Source organism: Methanoculleus sp. 10, assembly GCF_913757945.1.
Lineage (GTDB): Archaea > Halobacteriota > Methanomicrobia > Methanomicrobiales > Methanoculleaceae > Methanoculleus.
This window is the reverse complement of record NZ_CAJYDP010000001.1, coordinates 312,787-328,806: the sequence shown is the minus strand read 5'-3', so window position 1 is coordinate 328,806 and position 16,020 is coordinate 312,787. Positions and strand designations below refer to the sequence as shown.

General features: G+C 62.9%; 19 protein-coding genes and 1 tRNA gene. 5 read left to right on the top strand and 15 right to left on the bottom strand.

Annotation, left to right across the window (positions count from 1 at the left end; translation table 11 throughout):
• Nucleotides 1-166: 166 nt before the first annotated feature.
• Together QZ408_RS01690 and QZ408_RS01685 are read left to right on the top strand one after the other, a co-directional pair.
• Nucleotides 167-358, top strand: coding sequence for a hypothetical protein (locus QZ408_RS01690; protein WP_292489155.1), 192 nt, complete (start codon nt 167-169; stop codon nt 356-358).
• A 213-nt stretch (nt 359-571) separates the two neighbouring features.
• The gene (locus QZ408_RS01685) at nt 572-1,723 is read left to right on the top strand and encodes a cytochrome c biogenesis protein CcdA (RefSeq protein ID WP_292489153.1); all 1,152 of its coding nucleotides are present in this window, start codon (nt 572-574) and stop codon (nt 1,721-1,723) included.
• Nucleotides 1,724-1,827: 104 nt separating this feature from the next.
• Here the strand turns inward: QZ408_RS01685 and QZ408_RS01680 are convergent.
• Nucleotides 1,828-1,912: transfer RNA gene (locus tag QZ408_RS01680), tRNA-Leu, on the bottom strand.
• A 330-nt stretch (nt 1,913-2,242) separates the two neighbouring features.
• Between QZ408_RS01680 and QZ408_RS01675 the strand changes: the two genes are divergently transcribed.
• A complete protein-coding gene (locus QZ408_RS01675; protein WP_292489151.1) occupies nt 2,243-2,593 on the top strand; it encodes a rubredoxin in 351 nt (116 codons plus the stop codon).
• A 22-nt stretch (nt 2,594-2,615) separates the two neighbouring features.
• Here the strand turns inward: QZ408_RS01675 and QZ408_RS01670 are convergent, their stop codons facing one another.
• The 5 genes from QZ408_RS01670 to QZ408_RS01650 all read right to left on the bottom strand — a co-directional run bounded on the left by QZ408_RS01670 (nt 2,616) and on the right by QZ408_RS01650 (nt 9,220).
• Complete coding sequence (locus QZ408_RS01670; RefSeq protein WP_292489149.1) at nt 2,616-4,544, bottom strand: DUF4118 domain-containing protein; 1,929 nt, start codon at nt 4,542-4,544, stop codon at nt 2,616-2,618.
• Nucleotides 4,531-5,109, bottom strand: a complete 579-nt coding sequence (gene kdpC / locus QZ408_RS01665; RefSeq protein WP_292489147.1) for a potassium-transporting ATPase subunit KdpC — start codon at nt 5,107-5,109, stop codon at nt 4,531-4,533. Before kdpC ends, QZ408_RS01670 begins: the two co-directional genes overlap by 14 nt.
• Before the next feature lie 2 nt (nt 5,110-5,111).
• Nucleotides 5,112-7,178: a potassium-transporting ATPase subunit KdpB gene (gene kdpB / locus QZ408_RS01660; RefSeq protein WP_292489145.1), complete on the bottom strand. Its 2,067-nt coding sequence runs from the start codon at nt 7,176-7,178 to the stop codon at nt 5,112-5,114.
• Between the two features lie 4 nt (nt 7,179-7,182).
• The gene (gene kdpA / locus QZ408_RS01655) at nt 7,183-8,862 is read right to left on the bottom strand and encodes a potassium-transporting ATPase subunit KdpA (RefSeq protein ID WP_292489143.1); all 1,680 of its coding nucleotides are present in this window, start codon (nt 8,860-8,862) and stop codon (nt 7,183-7,185) included.
• A gap of 235 nt (nt 8,863-9,097) precedes the next feature.
• On the bottom strand, nt 9,098-9,220 hold the full coding sequence (locus QZ408_RS01650; protein WP_292489141.1) for a hypothetical protein: 123 nt from the start codon (nt 9,218-9,220) through the stop codon (nt 9,098-9,100).
• A 246-nt stretch (nt 9,221-9,466) separates the two neighbouring features.
• Here QZ408_RS01650 and QZ408_RS01645 point away from each other — a divergent pair, with 246 nt between their 5' ends.
• Both QZ408_RS01645 and QZ408_RS01640 read left to right on the top strand, forming a co-directional pair.
• On the top strand, nt 9,467-10,024 hold the full coding sequence (locus QZ408_RS01645) for a nucleotidyltransferase domain-containing protein (RefSeq protein WP_292489139.1): 558 nt from the start codon (nt 9,467-9,469) through the stop codon (nt 10,022-10,024).
• Nucleotides 10,011-10,466 carry a HEPN domain-containing protein gene (locus tag QZ408_RS01640; protein ID WP_292489137.1) on the top strand — a complete coding sequence of 152 codons (456 nt, stop codon included), beginning with the start codon at nt 10,011-10,013 and terminating at the stop codon, nt 10,464-10,466. The genes QZ408_RS01645 and QZ408_RS01640 overlap by 14 nt, the downstream gene beginning before the upstream one ends.
• 203 nt (nt 10,467-10,669) lie before the next feature.
• On the opposite strand, the gene QZ408_RS01635 is transcribed toward QZ408_RS01640, so the two are convergent.
• From QZ408_RS01635 to QZ408_RS01595, 9 genes are all read right to left on the bottom strand, one after another.
• A complete protein-coding gene (locus tag QZ408_RS01635; protein WP_292489135.1) occupies nt 10,670-10,987 on the bottom strand; it encodes a nucleotidyltransferase domain-containing protein in 318 nt (105 codons plus the stop codon).
• A 445-nt stretch (nt 10,988-11,432) separates the two neighbouring features.
• Nucleotides 11,433-11,765, bottom strand: a complete 333-nt coding sequence (locus tag QZ408_RS01630) for a hypothetical protein (protein ID WP_292489133.1) — start codon at nt 11,763-11,765, stop codon at nt 11,433-11,435.
• A complete protein-coding gene (locus QZ408_RS01625; protein WP_292489131.1) occupies nt 11,762-12,034 on the bottom strand; it encodes a hypothetical protein in 273 nt (90 codons plus the stop codon). The genes QZ408_RS01630 and QZ408_RS01625 overlap by 4 nt, the downstream gene beginning before the upstream one ends.
• A 159-nt stretch (nt 12,035-12,193) precedes the next feature.
• Entirely contained in the window at nt 12,194-13,312 is a 1,119-nt protein-coding gene (locus tag QZ408_RS01620) for a hypothetical protein (protein WP_292489129.1), read from the bottom strand.
• A 173-nt stretch (nt 13,313-13,485) separates the two neighbouring features.
• Nucleotides 13,486-13,740 carry a type II toxin-antitoxin system HicB family antitoxin gene (locus QZ408_RS01615; protein WP_292489127.1) on the bottom strand — a complete coding sequence of 85 codons (255 nt, stop codon included), beginning with the start codon at nt 13,738-13,740 and terminating at the stop codon, nt 13,486-13,488.
• Nucleotides 13,741-13,786: 46 nt separating this feature from the next.
• Entirely contained in the window at nt 13,787-14,356 is a 570-nt protein-coding gene (locus QZ408_RS01610; RefSeq protein WP_292489126.1) for a nucleotidyl transferase AbiEii/AbiGii toxin family protein, read from the bottom strand.
• Entirely contained in the window at nt 14,320-14,676 is a 357-nt protein-coding gene (locus QZ408_RS01605; protein ID WP_292489124.1) for a nucleotidyl transferase AbiEii/AbiGii toxin family protein, read from the bottom strand. Before QZ408_RS01605 ends, QZ408_RS01610 begins: the two co-directional genes overlap by 37 nt.
• 8 nt (nt 14,677-14,684) lie before the next feature.
• The gene (locus tag QZ408_RS01600) at nt 14,685-15,443 is read right to left on the bottom strand and encodes a type IV toxin-antitoxin system AbiEi family antitoxin (RefSeq protein ID WP_292489122.1); all 759 of its coding nucleotides are present in this window, start codon (nt 15,441-15,443) and stop codon (nt 14,685-14,687) included.
• A 191-nt stretch (nt 15,444-15,634) separates the two neighbouring features.
• The gene (locus QZ408_RS01595; protein ID WP_292489120.1) at nt 15,635-15,955 is read right to left on the bottom strand and encodes a nucleotidyltransferase family protein; all 321 of its coding nucleotides are present in this window, start codon (nt 15,953-15,955) and stop codon (nt 15,635-15,637) included.
• Nucleotides 15,956-16,020: the final 65 nt, after the last annotated feature.

The following is a 16,020-nucleotide window of genomic DNA, read 5'->3' as shown; positions in this document are numbered from 1 at the left end:
CGAAACCCGGCCGGTATGGCTGCGAAGGCGCCTGCTGACCGCCGGCATCGCTTTCCGGGCTGATCCGGGCCTGCCGGGTGCTGTCGGCCGGGGATGATCAGGATTATAAGGTGTCGGATCTCTCAGTCATGTGAGCGCCCCGGGCGCGTATCAGAGGGTATGGAGTATGACAGGAAACGACGAAGATCCGGAAGAACGGATAGGAGTGGTGGTTGATTGCATCCTGGTCGACTACCGGGGCGACCCGGAGTCGCGAGGCCGGATTGCACAGGCGGTCCTTGCGTGGGCCGAAGAACACCCCGACGAGTGGGACGAGCTGCAGGCACGGTGCCGGCAGCGTCACGAAGTGCTGGTTTAAGCCATTCCGGTCTGACATCTCTTCTTTCGGCCCGGAGTCGAAGAACCGGCCGGCATGCTTTCACGTGATGCACGACTTCCACCCTCTTTCCGCGGGCGTATGCAGGGGGAGGCACGTCCCCGCAACCAGTCAGCATAGGGTTAAGTATTCCTGAGCTCTCCTGGAGAGCGAGGCCCAGGGGGGACCGATACCGCTCGCATTCTCCCCGGGCGGATGAAGACCATGCAAAGCCGCCGCCTCCGGGCAATCATCGGTGTTGCCCTGGCCCTGCTCTGTGTTGCTGCAGGGGTTGCAGCCGGTCAGAGAATGGATACCGCAGGTCCATCCGCCGATCCTGTGGTATCCATCCCTCCCGACGCACGTCACCAGGTGACCGTCTTCTACAGTTCCCACTGCTCGGCATGTACCCAGGTCATGCCCGCCGTCCGGGATATCGCCGCCGCCCACCCGGACATCCGGTTCGTCTTCTACGACACTGCTTCCGGCGGCGACGCATACCGGATGTACTCGGCCTTCGATGCGGCATACGGCTCCTTAACCCCCGCGCTCCCGGTGGTCTTTGCCGGCGATACCGTTGTACTCACCGGGGAGGAGGAGGTCCGGGATAACCTCGGGGAGGTGGTCGTCGCCCTCGAGTACGGTCTCATCCCGTCCGCCGACTACGAGGAGCGGTGGAGAGAGCCGGGCCGGGACGAACCCGTGGCGCTCACCCTCCCCCTGGTGCTCTCTGCCGGCCTCCTTGACGGCATCAACCCCTGCGCCTTCGCGGTGTTGGTCTTTCTGCTGGTCGGCGTCCTCGGTGCCGGCACGCGGGGCCGGGTCTTCGCCGCCGGGGCCGCCTATTCGCTGGCGGTCTTTGCAGTCTACTTCCTCTCGGGGTTCGGCCTGTTTGCTGCGGTCCGGTCGTTCGAGGTCATGGGCCTCTTCTCGACCTTCGCGGGGTGCATCGCCATCGTTGCAGGAGTCCTGCAGATCGCTTCCGCCTTTACGCGCGACCTGCCGGTTACGCTCGCGATCCCGGTGAGGAGGAGGGAGCGCCTCGCCCCCCTGCTCCGGGAAGCAACCATACCCGCCGCGTGCCTCCTCGGTGTGCTTGCCGGGGTCTTCGAGCTCCCCTGCACCGGCGGGGTGTACCTTGCGGTCCTTGCCCTCCTCTCGGAGCACGCGACCGTTGTGGAGGGGATCCCGTACCTTCTTGCCTACAACGTGATGTTCGTCCTGCCGCTCCTTGCCATCACCGCAGGCATCGGTCTCGGCATCCCGCCGGAGCGGATCGATACGTGGCGACTCAAGCACCGGAGGGCACTCAGGTTCTCGATCGGGGTGTTCCTCCTCGGGATAGGCGCGGTGACGCTGGCGATCTGAGCGGGGATTCGCCATGAAACCTCCCGGAATACGGCGGCCGGGGTATATCAGGGAGTCATGCCTGGTGACAGTTACCCTTAGTCCACAGACACATACAAAACAAGTGCGAGGGGAGCGATTCGAACGCTCGAACTCCTACGAGACTAGGCCCTCAACCTAGCGCCTTTGACCTGGCTTGGCAACCCTCGCCCGGGGGGAAGAACATGATAAACGCGGGATGGAGGATGCACTGATTACGCTTTCGCGCCCCGCTTACCCTACTTAGTCTGTTGTCATACATGAAATACCTTTGTGCGGGGCAGCACCGGCTCCGGAAGGCGAGCTCTCCCCGGCTCCTCCACGAACCCGGGAAGAAGGGAGCCGGGAGTTCGTGAGCGTGGCACGGTTCCCGGGTGCCGGGGATCGCCGGTGCATCTCCCTGGTGAATGCCCCGGAGGAAAGGATTATATTGAGGGGCTCATCATTACCGCGCAGGGTACCGGCGCGACCCGGTATCTGGTTTCCTCGAGGAGATAACCAATGGCAAAGAGCATGCAACCTTATCGTTGTGGAGTGTGTGGCTACATCTACGAGCCCGGGCGGGGAGAGCCAGGGCAGAAGATTCCGCCCGGGACTGCTTTTGAAGAACTGCCGGCAGACTACACGTGCCCGGTCTGCGGAGCGGGGCCGCGGTCGTTCCTGCTCCTGGCCGTACGAACAGGCAGATACCTCTGCGTGGCCTGCGGGTACATCTACGACCCTGAACGGGGAGAGCCCAAACGGGGCATAGCCGCGGGGACGGCCTTCCGGGACCTGCCCGAGAGTTATATATGTCCCGTCTGCGGCGTCTACGCCAAAGTTGGGAAACAGGCCTTCATAGCCATCGATTAACCCTTTTTTTCGCCGCACCCGGTCAATTCATCCGCTCCAGGGTCAGCGCCGCAAGGAGCGCCATCGTCTGGAAGATCTCCTTGTTCTCCGGGGTGAGCACCTCCTCCGGGTCGGCGAAGACGAACGCCATGACACCAAAGGTGAGTCGGTGCACCCTGACCGGGATGTAGTGCCCCGTCCCGGAGGGGAGGTTATCGGTTCCCCGGCCTGCGGCCTCGCCATTCTCGTAAGACCACCGCGCGATCGACCGCTCCTTCGCGTCGAGCGGGTAACCGGGGTCGCCTGCCAGGACGTGCAGCCCGGCAGGGCCCGGGGCGAGCACCGCAGACGACCCGGGTCCAAACCCCTGCATGTGGCGGGCAAGGGTATCGAAGGCCTCCTCCCTTGTTGCGGCCCGGGCAAGGTCACGGGAGAGTCCGGCGACCGCCTCTACCTCGGCCTCGCTCTCCCTCATCTGGGGGAGCAGACGGCGCAGCCGGGAGGCAAGCCGGCTGACCACGAGAGCGATGACGACGTAGCCGGCAAACGCGGCAAAGTAGCCCCAGTCATCTACCGTCAGGGAGTAGTAGGGCTTGACGAAGATGAGGTCGAATGCAAGGATACTCACAACCGCTGCAAGCAGCGCGGCTCCCCGCCGGAAGAAGAGCGCGGTCACGACGACGGGCAGGAGCTGGAGGACCAGGAGGAGTTCGGGCTGGGCGATCCCCTGGAGGAGGATGCTCGCCCCCCAGGCGGCGGCTATCAGGACGAGGCTTGCGGCGTAGTCCCAGGAGAGGAGGTGCGGGACCTGCCGGAGGATGGGGATACGCACGACGTCCTCTTTGGGCTCATAGAGGACGATATCGATACCCCGCGACCGGCGCAGGACCCTGTAGACGGGGGAGAAGAGGCTATCGACCCCACGGGGCTTACCGAGCATGATCATGGTGACGTTGTTCCGCCGGGCGTAGCGGAGGATCTCGTCGGCGACATCCTCGCCGCGAAGGCGGACGATCCGGCCCCCGAGCCTCCTCCCGGTCTCCAGCGCCGCCGTGAGCCAGGCGCGCTCCCTGAGCGTGAGCGCCCGCTCGCTCTCCAGGTCCACCGTGAGCACCACCCAGTCGGCGTCGAGCCGGACGGCAAGCCGGTATCCCGCCCGCACCAGCTGCCCGGCCGTCGGGCCCGGCCGGATCCCGACCAGGAGCCGCTCGGCTGCCGGCCACGGGCCCGGGATGGCGCGGGCCCGCATATGGCCGACCATCTGCCGGTCGGTGGCGGTCGCCACATAGCGCAGGGCAAGCTGCCGGAGAGCGAGGAGGTTTCCGGTGCTGAAGAACCGGCCTATCGCCGCTTCGGCCATATCCCTGACGTAGACCTTCCCCGCCCTGAGACGGAGCCGCAGCTCCTCGGGGGTGACGTCGACGAGCCGGATCTCGTCGGCCCCGGAGAGGAACGTATCGGGCACGGTCTCCAGAACCCGGACGCCGGTGATCTGGGCGACAGCGTCGCTCTGGCTCTCGACGTGCTGGATGTTGACGGTCGTGTAGACTGATATGCCGGCATGGAGGAGTTCCTCGACGTCCTCGTAGCGCTTGACGTGGCGGCTCCCCGGCGCGTTGGTGTGGGCAAGTTCGTCGACGAGGGCGACCTCGGGGCGCCGCTCAAGAACCGCGTCAAGGTTCATCTCCCGCAGGGTGAGGCCCTGGTAGTCGATGGTTGCGGGAGGCACGGCCTCAAGCCGCGCGGCGAGGGCCCCGGTCTCGGGCCGGCCGTGGGTCTCCACGTAGCCGATGACGATATCGACCCCCTCCCCCCGCCGCTGGAGGGCGTCCTCAAGCATCGTATAGGTCTTCCCCACGCCGGCGGCGTAGCCGAGGTAGACCGTCAGCCGCCCTCTCCCCTCCTCCGAGCGGCGGGCGATGGCGAGCAGGTCCTCGGGAAGAGGCCGCACCTCCTCCTCAACGGCCGCCATGCTCTCCTCCTTTACGGTCCAGCGCCCGGTTGAGCGAGAGGACGTTGACGTAGGTCCCCGCGAACGGCGAATCGACGGCCTCAGCCATAACAAGCGCCCGGACCTCCTCTTCGGGGAGGCCGCGCGCCTTTGCAACCGCCGGGACCTGCACCAGCGCCGCGTCAAGGCTGATATGCGGGTCAAGCCCGCTCCCCGATGCCATGACCAGGTCGGCGGGGATCGGGCCGGTCACACCGGTTTCCCTGAGCGCCTGCACCCTTTCTGCAACCTGGCCGAGGAGGAGGGGGTTCGTCGGCCCCAGGTTCGAGCCGCCGGAGTGCGAGGCGTTGTACGGGGTCACCGGCGTCGCCGACGGGCGGCCCCGGAAGTAGAACGGCGCGGTGAAGTTCTGCCCGATGAGCACCGACCCGGTGACCTGACCGTCGTCGCCGGCAACAAGGCTCCCGTGCGCCTGGAAGGGGAAAGCAACCCCGGCTATGAGCGTCACCGCGAGGGGGTAGGCGACCCCCGTGACGGCCGCAAGCAGGACAAAGAGGAGTGTGGCGCGCGCGAGCGTCTCTTTCACCGCTACCACCCCATACCGGCGATCGCGAGGTCGATCATCTTGATACCGATGAACGGCACGACGACGCCCCCGAGGCCGAAGATGATCAGGTTGTAGACGAAGAGCTGCGATGCCGGCATCGGCCTGAACCTGACCCCGGTGAGGGCGAGCGGGATCAGGAGCGGTATGACCAGCGCGTTGAAGATGACCGCCGAGAGGATGGCCGACCCGGGTGTTGCCAGGGCCATGATATTCAGGACCGCAAGCCGCGGGTAGACCCCGACGAGCGCGGCGGGGATGATGGCGAAGTACTTGGCGACGTCGTTTGCTATCGAGAAGGTGGTCAGGGCGCCCCGGGTCGTCAGGATCTCCTTGCCGACCTCGATGATATCCAGGAGTTTTGTCGGGTCGCTGTCGAGATCGATGATGTTCGCCGCTTCCCGTGCGGGCTGGGTGCCGCTGTTCATCGCGACCGCCACGTCGGCCTGGGCAAGGGCGGGTGCGTCGTTGGTCCCGTCGCCGGTCATGGCGACCATGTAACCCTCTTCCTGGTACTCGCGGATCAACCGGAGTTTGTCATCCGGTTTTGCCTCGGCCAGGTAATCGTCCACGCCTGCCTCCGCCGCGATGGCTGCGGCGGTGAGCGGGTTATCGCCAGTGATCATCACCGTCCGGATACCGATCCGGCGGAGATCCATAAACCGTTCCCGGATACCGGTCTTCAGGATATCCTTGAGGTAGATGACCCCGAGGATCGTCGAGTCGCGGGCAACGACGAGCGGCGTGCCGCCGGCCGATGCGATCCCGGTCACCTTCGCCGCGAGGTCCGGGGGCACGGTTCCGCCGTGTTCCCGGACCGCCTTCACCACCGCGTCGGCGGCGCCCTTCAGGTAGGTCGTCCCGCGGCACTCTGCGCCGCTCACCCGGGTCACCGCCGAGAAGGGGATGAACGTTGCTCCGGGAGGACAGGTGACGTCGGTCCCGGTCTTCTCCCGGATGAGGGCGACGATGCTCCTCCCTTCAGGCGTCTCGTCGGCGGCGGACGAGAGGAGGGCGGCCTCCATCAGGTCCGCCCGGCTCTGCCCCTCCACCGGGACGAACCCGGTCGCCTCCCGGTTGCCGAGGGTGATCGTCCCGGTCTTGTCGAGGAGGAGGATGTTCACGTCGCCTGCGGCCTCGATTGCCCGTCCCGAGAGGGCGACGACGTTCCTCTGGAAGAGCCGGTCCATCCCCGCGATACCGATCGCCGGCAGGAGTGCCGCGATGGTCGTGGGCGCGAGGCAGACAAAGAGCGCGACGAGCACCACGGGGCCGACGGGGGCGCCCGTGCCGCTTGCGGCTGCGCTGTAGGCGGAGGCAGGGTAGATGTTTGCGACGGCCAGGAGAAAGACCCCGGTCAGGGCGAGGATCAGGATATCGAGCGCGACCTCGTTCGGGGTCTTGCGCCGCTGCGCCCCCTCGACCATGGCGATCATCCGGTCGAGGAACGTCTGCCCGGGTTCGGCGGTGATCCTGACGATGATCTCGTTTGCGATCACCGTGGTCCCCCCGGTCACGGCGCTCCGGTCACCACCGGCCTCACGCACCACCGGGGCGGACTCACCGGTTATAGCCGCCTCGTTGACCAGGGCGGCACCCTTCACCACCTCGCCGTCGCCCGGGACGACCTCGACCGCCCGCACCAGGACGAGGTCGCCCGGCCTGAGGTCCGAGGACGGCACCTCGACGGCCGGGGCGTCGAACGCCTCTTCCCTGAGCCTGCGGGCCGGGACGGCGGCCCTTGACTCCCGGAGCGACGCGGCCCGTGCCTTCCCACGGCCTTCGGAGAGCGACGCGGCAAAGTTTGCAAAGAGCACGGTCAGCCAGAGCCAGACCGAGACCATGCCGGGAAAGAAGACTCCCCCGGCGGTCGGGGTAACGAACCCGGCGAGGGCGATCAGGGTCGTGATGATACCGCCGATCTCCACGAGGAGCATCACCGGGTTTCCGGCGAGCCTTCGGGGGTCCAGTCTCTGCACGGCGCCGACGAGAGCGCTACGGATCAGTTCCGGCTCAAACGCGGCGATGCCGGGGTATCGTTTCCGGGCCATCTTCTCACATCCCGCCTGCCATCATCAGGTACTCTGCAACCGGGCCCATCGCGAGGAGCGGGAAGAACGTGAGCCCGCCGACGAGCAGGATGATGATGACCGTCCAGGCCACAAACGCCGGGGAGGCGGTCGGGAGCGTCCCGGGGCCGGGGGGGACGGCCTTCTTCTCCGCCATCGACCCCGCGAGGGCCAGCATGGCGACGGCCGGTGCGAACCTCCCGACGGCCATCGCGAGCGCGCCTGCGAGAAGGTAGAATGGTTCCGTGGCGTCAAGCCCGGCAAAAGCGCTCCCGTTGTTGTTGGACATGGACGCGAAGGCGTAGACCACCTCCGAGAGCCCGTGCGGACCCGGGTTTCCCATCGCTCCGGGGAGAGCGAGCGCGATGCCGGAGAACAGGAGCACGAGCACCCCCGGAACGAGGACGGTGACGACGGCCATCTGCATCTCCGCGGCCTCGACCTTCTTGCCGAGGAACTCAGGCGTCCGGCCGATCATCAGGCCGGCTATGAAGACGGCGACCACCAGAAAACCGGTGATGGTGTAGAACCCCGAACCCGCCCCGCCGAAGACGACCTCGCCGAGGAGGATCAGGAACAGCGGGACCATGCCCCCGAGCGGGGTGAGCGAGTCGTGCATGGCGTCGACCGCACCGCAGGACGTCGCGGTCGTCGAGGCGGTAAAGAGCGCCGTGCCCATGAGACCGAACCTGACCTCTTTTCCCTCCATGGAGATCCCGGAGACCCCGAGTTCGCCCACCAGCGGGTTTCCGGCGAGTTCTGCGGCGTAGAGGGTGCCGAGGGCTGCAACATAGATCGCGAGCATAACGGCGTAGATAGCCCACCCCTGCCGCATGGCCCCGGCCATCCGGCCGAAGACGAAGGGGAGGGCGGCGGGAACGAGCAGGATCAGGAAGGCCTCGATGAGGTTGGTGACCGGAGTCGGGTTCTCGTAGGGGTGCGCGGAGTTTGCGGCGAAGAACCCGCCGCCGTTCGTGCCGAGGAGTTTTATCGCCTCCTGGGAGGCGACCGGGCCCATGGCGATTGTCTGCGGCCCGGCCGTGACGTAAGCGTCCAGGTTCTGGATGACGCCCTGGGAGGCGAGCAGGAGGGCGGCGGCGAGGGCGACGGGGAGCAGGATGTAGAGGACGGAGCGGGTCATATCCACCCAGAAGTTTCCTATCCGGTCGGTCGACCGGCGGGTGAGCCCCCGCATCACCGCGACCGCGACAGAGATCCCGGTGGCGGCCGAGAGGAAGTTCTGGACGGTAAAGCCCGCCATCTGGGAGAGGTAACTCGCCGAGACCTCCCCGCTGTAGACCTGCCAGTTCGTGTTCGTGACGAAACTGACGGCGGCGTTCAGTGCTGCCAGGAGGTCGAATGCCCCGGCACCCCCGGGGTTGAGCGGGAGGATGCCCTGCAGGAGGAGGAGAGCAAAGAGGGCGATAAACCCGATGCCGTTGAAGATGAGCAGGTCCCGGGTGTAGCCCCGCCATCCTGTCTCCTCATCAGTGCTGGTCCCGATGAACCGGTAGACCGCCCGCTCGATCGCGCCGGGGAGACCCGAGGATACTCCTCCGGAGAAGACCCGGTGGATGTAGCCGCCGAAGAGAAACGCCGCCCCGGTGACGAGGAGGAGGAAGAGGGCGGCGGCTACGGCATCCATGAGGGGATCGGGGGGCGTCACGGCCCGTCACCGCCGGGGGCAAGGGTCTTCGTTGAGGGGCTACGGGGCATTGGATCTCTCCCGGTGTCGATTGTGGCGGATAGCACGGCCTCCCTATAAAAAGGCTTTTCCTGGGGAGATCGCCTGCGGAGAGAGGGATGACTGGCTGGTGCCGGGGATAAATAAGACAGACCTGGAGGCCCTCTGTGGGGGGTCTCATCAGGGAGTATCCTCGACTGAATGCGGTGTCGGGCAATCAGTGGGAGCGAGCGGCTGCAATCTCCCGGAAGAGTTTGTTGATGTGGATCTCGCTTGTGGGGTGAGTGAGGAACCAGGCAAAGAGCCGGAATCCGACATACTTCTCAGACGTCTGGAGCATGCAATTTATTGAACGATCGTTCGATACATTGAATGACTGCTGAACAAGAGATGTGGCAGGGGGTTGCGTTGGATGGCAAGATTACTTTTCTGTGCGAGGACCGGCGGCGACGGCTGGGCAGGGCTTAAGAACTCTGTGGACGGCTGCGGGTACCGCGGGTGGCTCTGTCCCTGTCCCCCCATGTTTCCGATCCGGAAACATTTTGTTTCCAGAGCAGAAACATTCTCTTCACGAGGCAGAAACAACATGGGAAAACCGGTGTTAACCGAACTCTTCAAGACCGAGGAACGGATACGCATCCTCCGGTATGTTGCCGGGCAACGTCAGATAACAACAACTGCAGTTGCCGGGGCAACCGGGACCTCAAAACCTCTTGTCTCACGCTACCTGCGCCTGCTTGTCAAAGGCGGTTTCTGTACACAACGTGACCGGGCATACACCTGGAATGAGAACGCCCGAAGTCTGGCAGTGAAACGCCTGCTTAACATCGACCTCCTTGCGGCATCGGTTCCGCTCCCGGAGTGGGGCCGGGGGATAGGTATCTACGGGAGCTATGCGGAGGGGACGAACACGGCCGACAGCGACCTTGACCTCTGGGTGCTCGTTGATGAGTATACACCCGATCTCGAGATCCTTGCAGCGAGAGTCGAGAAAGACGCGAGTGCGGCAGCAGGGACCGAGGCAAACCTGCTCATCCTCACCCCGGAGAGGCTGTCTGACCTGAAAGAGACCGATCAACCGTTCTACATCAATCTCATCCGGTCAAGCGTAACCCTTGAAGGTGCATCCCTTGACAACGCTTGAGGATTGCTTCAGGGAGAAGATGCTCCGCAGGGTCACGCCTTCCGCGGAGAAAGCCAAAGAATCGTTGAGCCTCGCCCAATCTTATCTTGACGAGGCACGGCAGATTGCCGGTATCGGTGCGAGGCGGATGAGCCTGACCGGGGCGTATATGGCATGGTTCCATGCCGCCCGTGCAGTGCTCTTCCGCGACGGTATCCGCGAGAAGAGCCATTATTGCATCGAATTGTACCTCAACCACTATGCGCAGTCAGGAGATCTCGAAGGGGAGTGGGTGCTGATGTTTGGCAGGCTGAGAACACAGCGCCATGAGAGCCAGTATTCGTTCGTCCCGGCGCCGACCGATGCAGAGGTTTTAGCCGCCATCGAGCATGCTGGTCAGTTCATCGAGAGAATACAGCGCTTGTTCTCTGAGACGCGCAGAAGGGAATGGAAAGGGAGCTAATCGAGGAAAGACGGATCATGCTTCACACCAGACTATCTCCCGCTCCACGTACGGCTGAATGAGGGGAGCGAGACCGCCGACGGTGACAGGATCCCTCTGGCCTGAAGGGATCCTCAAGATAGAATGTCGGCGAGTGACCCGGGGGCACGCTCCTTTGCCCCCTGGTCGGAGCGGATAAGACCCCGATCGACACTCCCGCCACCTCATAAGGCAGCTCCCGTGACGAGCACGTGATTCCGCAGAACGCTGGCGACAAAGGGGTCACCTGCCTCTTTCATCTGCTCCCACCGATAGTAGGGGACGGCCGTCACCTGCACCTCACGGCCGGTCTCCGCCTCCAGTGCCAGCACCCGGTCGTGATCGACCTGACCTTCGTCACCGATGATCAGGATGTCAATGTCGCTCTGCTCATCGAAGGTCCCCGCCGATGTGCTCCCGTATATCGCGACCGCGATGCTTCCCGGCGCTATCTCCTCGATTCCGGCCCGGGCGAGGAGAAGGACCACGCGGGTCCGCTTCAATTCCCGGACGGCGAAGGAGTCGTTATTGAGAGAGAGGATCCTTGCTGTGCCGAGGAGAGTGACGGTGAGAAGTCCGTCCCGCTCGAAGGCATCGGCATATGACTTGACACTCCCGGGGCTGACCCCGATCCCCCGGGCGAGCCTGCTGATATGGATCTCGCCTGTGGGGTAGGTGAGGAATCAGGTGAGGATCCGGAACCCGACGAACTTCTCGAACTCGCGGAGCATGTAATGTAGTGAACGATCGTTCACTATATTAAACGGTTGCTGGGGCATGACCCGGCGGACGGTGGCAGTCTTGCCGGTGCCGCCCAGGCGAGGAGGGCGAGTTCACGGGTCTGGGCGTCGCGCTGGTGGAACTCGTCAGGCAGGTAGGTGAACTCGAAGACCTCGTGATCGCGAAAGAGTGTCTGGTTGAAAGAGGGGGTTGCCGAAAAAGCCGCCCTCAGTACCCGAACCGACGATCGTAGCCGGTGTGGTCCAACCACTCGATGATGACCGCGTTTACATCGTCATCGCGGGCTACGGTATACACGAGCCGCCACGAACGGGTGAGATTATACTTCCAGAGATTCTTCAGCGGCCCGTGTTTCTTGTGGCAGTCTTTCGGGATCAACTTCTTTGGCACCTGGATCCCGCAGAAGGCATCTGCCGCGATTCTGCCGAGAGCCCGGACCAGCAGTTCAGCTAGCCGACGTTCCCCGGGATCCTGGGAGGCCTGAAGAGCCTGGAAGGCCTCCCGCACCTGCTCGTCTGCAAAATAGATTTGGCACTTCATCGGAACCGCAGGTCTTCGCGCATTGCATACTTCCGGACCATATCTGGGTCGTGAATCCAGCAGATTGTCCCCCGCGAATCGCTTGCTATCTTCCCCGACTCCAGAAGATACTCGATGATCGTCTTGAACGTCTGGTACATCATTTTCTTCGGCAGGTTCTCCCACAAGGCCCGCCGTTTGTATTCGCCGCTGTGCTCCTGAATGAACTCTTCAACCATCTGGATCGTGTTGAGTGTGGGAGAGTGGGCGGATCCGGCGCTCGCAGACATGATCTCACGATTGTTGTATGAAGATATATAACAAACGGTCCCGGTCGCGGTCATCTCTTGAGGGGCGTCACGCTCCCGGGATAGCGAGTACTGCTTCCAGGAGGAACCAGCACCGCCCTGACTTTACCGATATGCACCGGAGGCGGTCAAGCTACGTGATCACTGCTGCCTGAGCTTCTGGTACACCCACTCCACCGCGTCGATGAACTGTCGATAGTTCGCTTCATCCATCAGCACTTTGAGCGGGATGCTGGGGAGACGGTGAATTCCATCTTCCGGTATCTGAACCCCCGGAAGCGCGTTGAGTTTATGGAAGAACTTCCAAAGCCCCTCCCCCTCGATGAACGCGGAATATCTTTTCAGGTACTTGAACTCAACCTCGATCTTGCCGGTCGTCCATACCGCAAAGACCTGGTAGTTCTTGCCGGGTGTACTGAGGAGCGGGTAGAAAGATCCGCTATGCTTCCCTTTGCCCCACCAGATGTAAAGGCGCTGGTTGTTCGCCCATGCCAGGAGATTTCTCGCTACCGGAACCAACGTAGGGTGCTGCTGCCCGAGTTCGGTCATGAACTCGGTTTCATTCCATCTCCGCGCATCCGGAGCGCCTTTCCGTTGCTCTGCCTTTGCCGACTGGCCGATAACCCTGGGAGCGACCATCCGCACGCCACCGTCTCCGGTGAACTGGCGCACCTCGATTGCCAGCACTTCGGCAGGGTCCATCTGCTCGTTCAGGAACTCGACAACCCGGCGGAGACGATTGGGAATTGTGTCGGCAGCAAAGATCAGGCGCACTTTGCCCGCCTGGAGATTGGTCTTCACCTTCTCCCAGAACATATCGGGATCGACAGTGTTTCCAAGGAAATTTGCCAGAGCCTCATCCGGGTCCGCTCCCTGCTTTTCACACGTTGCAGTGTACATCCCCCGCAGCCGGTCAATCGACCAGTATGCCACGGCATTTGCCGCGTAGTCAAGCATCTGCCCGATGACCTCCCGTCGAATACGAGTGTCGGTGCTCCGCTTCACCTCAACGAGCGTGGGAACCCCTTCCCGATCAAGGAAGAGATGGTCGAGGGAGAAATTGTCCCCTTCGTTCTCATCCCCGGGGACGCCGACTTCCTGCTTTACGAGCAGGAGTTCCGGTGCATCTTCAGCAGTTGAGAGCAGGAGTTCCGGGTGGTTCGCAAGGAGCCCCTGCAGTTCGGCCTCATACTCGTAGGGCGTCTCTCTCATCGGTACCAGAGTGTCATCTTCAGAGACGAGGTAAACAGGATCAGTCATGTAACTCCCTTCCCGGTGGACGTATCTCTGGGCTGCTCTGGTTATTGCTGAACAGAGTGCTATGGGGCATTCGCGTGTGCCTGTCCGCCCTGTGGAATAGTGTAAACGCCTGATACCTAAAGGTGCCGAATTGTTTGGGTGAGAAACGCCATCTCACCCCTCAAAATGAGTGATCACGCCATCTGTTCGCGGGGGACACCCTTCCCCGCAAGAATATCCCGCAAATGCTCCCGGCCGCCCGGCTCCGGGATCTCCCGTCCCTCCTTCCGGGCGGTATCGAGCCGGAGGCCGAGAGCCGCCTTCACTCCGGAGAGAGCCTCCTCTTCGGTCTCGCCGAACGCGGAGCAGCCGGCAAGCTCCGGGACGACGGCGATGAACCCCTCGTCCTCGTCGCTATAGAATATCTCGATTGCGCATGTATGCGGCATCTCAATCACCCCGATCATTACCCCGACCACGCGGGAGCTCGCCCGGTCACCGGGTGTAGAGTTCGACACAATCCAGCGCCCTTCCAAATGCCTCCTCGAAATCCGGGACGGCCTTCATCTGATGCCGGAGCGACGCGTTCCATGCTGCTAAGAACAGTTTACGCTTTTCCGCGAGCACGGAGGTGTCCGGCACGACCTCCTTGCATTCGCATTTCCGGTGGAGAATGGCCCTCACGGCATCGGGGTCCACGCGGTCGGCCAGGTGCCGGATATCGTAGATATCCCGGGGACGTACCCGCTGGAAGAGAGAGCGGATCTTCTCGGCCATGATCTCCTCCAGGCAGTAACAGGTCACCCGGGCAGTGAGGTTGTCAGAGTACGGGTGGTAGATCTGCCTCTTCTCAACGGGGAGCAGAATGCTCTCGTTATGCATGGTCGTGAGGTCGATGACGATCCTGATCGGGGTAGATGCGTTCATAGGGATGATCCTGAACAGGGTTGTCGCCCGGAATCCGGTCGTCGTCTCGATGATGTCGATATCCTCCTCGAACCTGATACCGCTCTCCTCTCGCGCGCGGGCTACCGGATCCCTGCGCTGGTCTGGGCGCTGGAACAACACCGCTCTCCTCTCGCGCGCGGGCTACCGATCTGGTGTTCGAGCATCAGCCCGACGGCATCCCCGCTCTCCTCTCGCGCGCGGGCTACCGCATCCTTCACCGCCTCCTGCAGCGTCTCTTTCTCGTACGGTTCCAGCAGGGTGAAGTCGAGATCGTCCGAGAAGCGGTAGTTCTCGATGAAAACTTTCCGGATTCCTGTCCCCCCTTTCAACGCCATGGGGAGGGCACTCAGATGAGCGAGGAGCCAGTTCTGAGCATAGTCCCGCTCGATGGTCGAGGGCGGAACCCCGAAGGCACGGGCGACCTCTTTAATCTCCACAATCGATATCACCCGGAGTCCCCCTGCCGTGTGATCTCGGTGTTGATGACCAGCCGCCACCTCGGGTCGTTCTCTCCCTGGCGCGGCATCGTAGGATCGAGGAGGAGGTAGTTCCTGGATGTCGGGAGAGGCAGGTCCAGCGGAATTCCCAGGTGTTCGCTCAGGTACCCAAGCCTCCGGACAACAGCGTTGTTCCCGAGCTGCCGGGCGTATCGACTCAGGGTCTCGCGATCCGGTGATGCGCTCTCCAGCGCCTTAGCGACCTCGACGATCCCTCCCGCGTATTCGGGTCTGTCGAGGCAGTCGATCACTGTCTTCTCCCTGTCGGTAACGACGACCTGTGTCTCCTCGATCCACTCCTTCTTGAACCCAAAGAACTTCTCCGGCTTTACCCGCACAATCCGGTAGTCCACGCCGAACACCTCAAGTTGGTTCTTCTTCTTCCGCGCCGTCGTCTGGACGAAGACCGTTATCGGGATCTGCTCTGTCAGGCCGTGGTAGTGGAGAGCGCTCCAGTATGCAATCGCGGACGGCCGGACGAGGTGCGATGCAATCACGAACTCGTGGAGCGTATACTTGCCCTTTTCGCTCTCAAGCGGGATGATTAGATATTTCCCCCTCTCGATTCGCTCGACGAAGCCCCGATCTTCCCACCGGGAGAGCATCACGGAAAGCACGTTTTTCGGGATCTGTGTCTGCCGGTGCAACTGCTCGAGGGTGAATACCTGCCCGTTGCGGGCGATGGACTTCAGGATCTCAATTGTCACTTGCCGCCCCTCACTTTCCTCATTTAGTACACCAACCTTATCATAATTGTTAATTTCGGTGTACTGGATGATGATAGCACACCCTGTTAAAGCGCAGAAACGCAATCGTACCTGTATCTCTGGATCGGAATAAGCGAGATATATCCGACCTTCCGGTTTATTCGTGGGGCATGTGGCGGAGGAAAATTTCGTCATGTCTCACACCAGACCACCTCACCCTCCACATCCTGCCGGATGAGAGGGTCGATCCCTCCGACGGTGAGCAGGTCGACCTTCCGCCCGTACAGCTCCTCCAGGAAATCTGCGAGCGCGGTGAAGTTCCGGAACGTGAGGTGGTCCGGCGACAGCTCGACCAGCACATCCACATCGCTCTCGGGCCGGCCATCGCCCCGGGCGGTCGATCCGAAGATGCCGATCTTCGTCACGCCGAACCGCTCCTGAATCTCCGGGAGCACTTCTTCGAGCTTCACGACGAAGTTGCTCTTCTCCTCACGCTGTGCCCGGACAGCCATACGGGTTCTGCTCGCCTCCTGATCGTACCTGGGGGTGAGGAGCAGATGAGCGTTGTCGTTCCCCG

Excerpts from the sequence above, each read along its gene's own strand:
- kdpB (WP_292489145.1), bottom strand. The coding sequence starts at position 7,178 with ATGGCCCGGAAACGATACCCCGGCATCGCCGCGTTTGAGCCGGAACTG.
- QZ408_RS01630 (WP_292489133.1), bottom strand. The coding sequence starts at position 11,765 with ATGAAGTGCCAAATCTATTTTGCAGACGAGCAGGTGCGGGAGGCCTTC.
- QZ408_RS01645 (WP_292489139.1), top strand. The coding sequence starts at position 9,467 with ATGGGAAAACCGGTGTTAACCGAACTCTTCAAGACCGAGGAACGGATA.
- QZ408_RS01670 (WP_292489149.1), bottom strand. The coding sequence starts at position 4,544 with ATGGCGGCCGTTGAGGAGGAGGTGCGGCCTCTTCCCGAGGACCTGCTC.
- QZ408_RS01615 (WP_292489127.1), bottom strand. The coding sequence starts at position 13,740 with ATGCCGCATACATGCGCAATCGAGATATTCTATAGCGACGAGGACGAG.
- QZ408_RS01650 (WP_292489141.1), bottom strand. The coding sequence starts at position 9,220 with ATGCTCCAGACGTCTGAGAAGTATGTCGGATTCCGGCTCTTTGCCTGG.
- QZ408_RS01595 (WP_292489120.1), bottom strand. The coding sequence starts at position 15,955 with ATGGCTGTCCGGGCACAGCGTGAGGAGAAGAGCAACTTCGTCGTGAAG.
- QZ408_RS01690 (WP_292489155.1), top strand. The coding sequence starts at position 167 with ATGACAGGAAACGACGAAGATCCGGAAGAACGGATAGGAGTGGTGGTT.
- QZ408_RS01620 (WP_292489129.1), bottom strand. The coding sequence starts at position 13,312 with ATGACTGATCCTGTTTACCTCGTCTCTGAAGATGACACTCTGGTACCG.
- QZ408_RS01625 (WP_292489131.1), bottom strand. The coding sequence starts at position 12,034 with ATGTCTGCGAGCGCCGGATCCGCCCACTCTCCCACACTCAACACGATC.
- QZ408_RS01685 (WP_292489153.1), top strand. The coding sequence starts at position 572 with ATGAAGACCATGCAAAGCCGCCGCCTCCGGGCAATCATCGGTGTTGCC.
- QZ408_RS01675 (WP_292489151.1), top strand. The coding sequence starts at position 2,243 with ATGGCAAAGAGCATGCAACCTTATCGTTGTGGAGTGTGTGGCTACATC.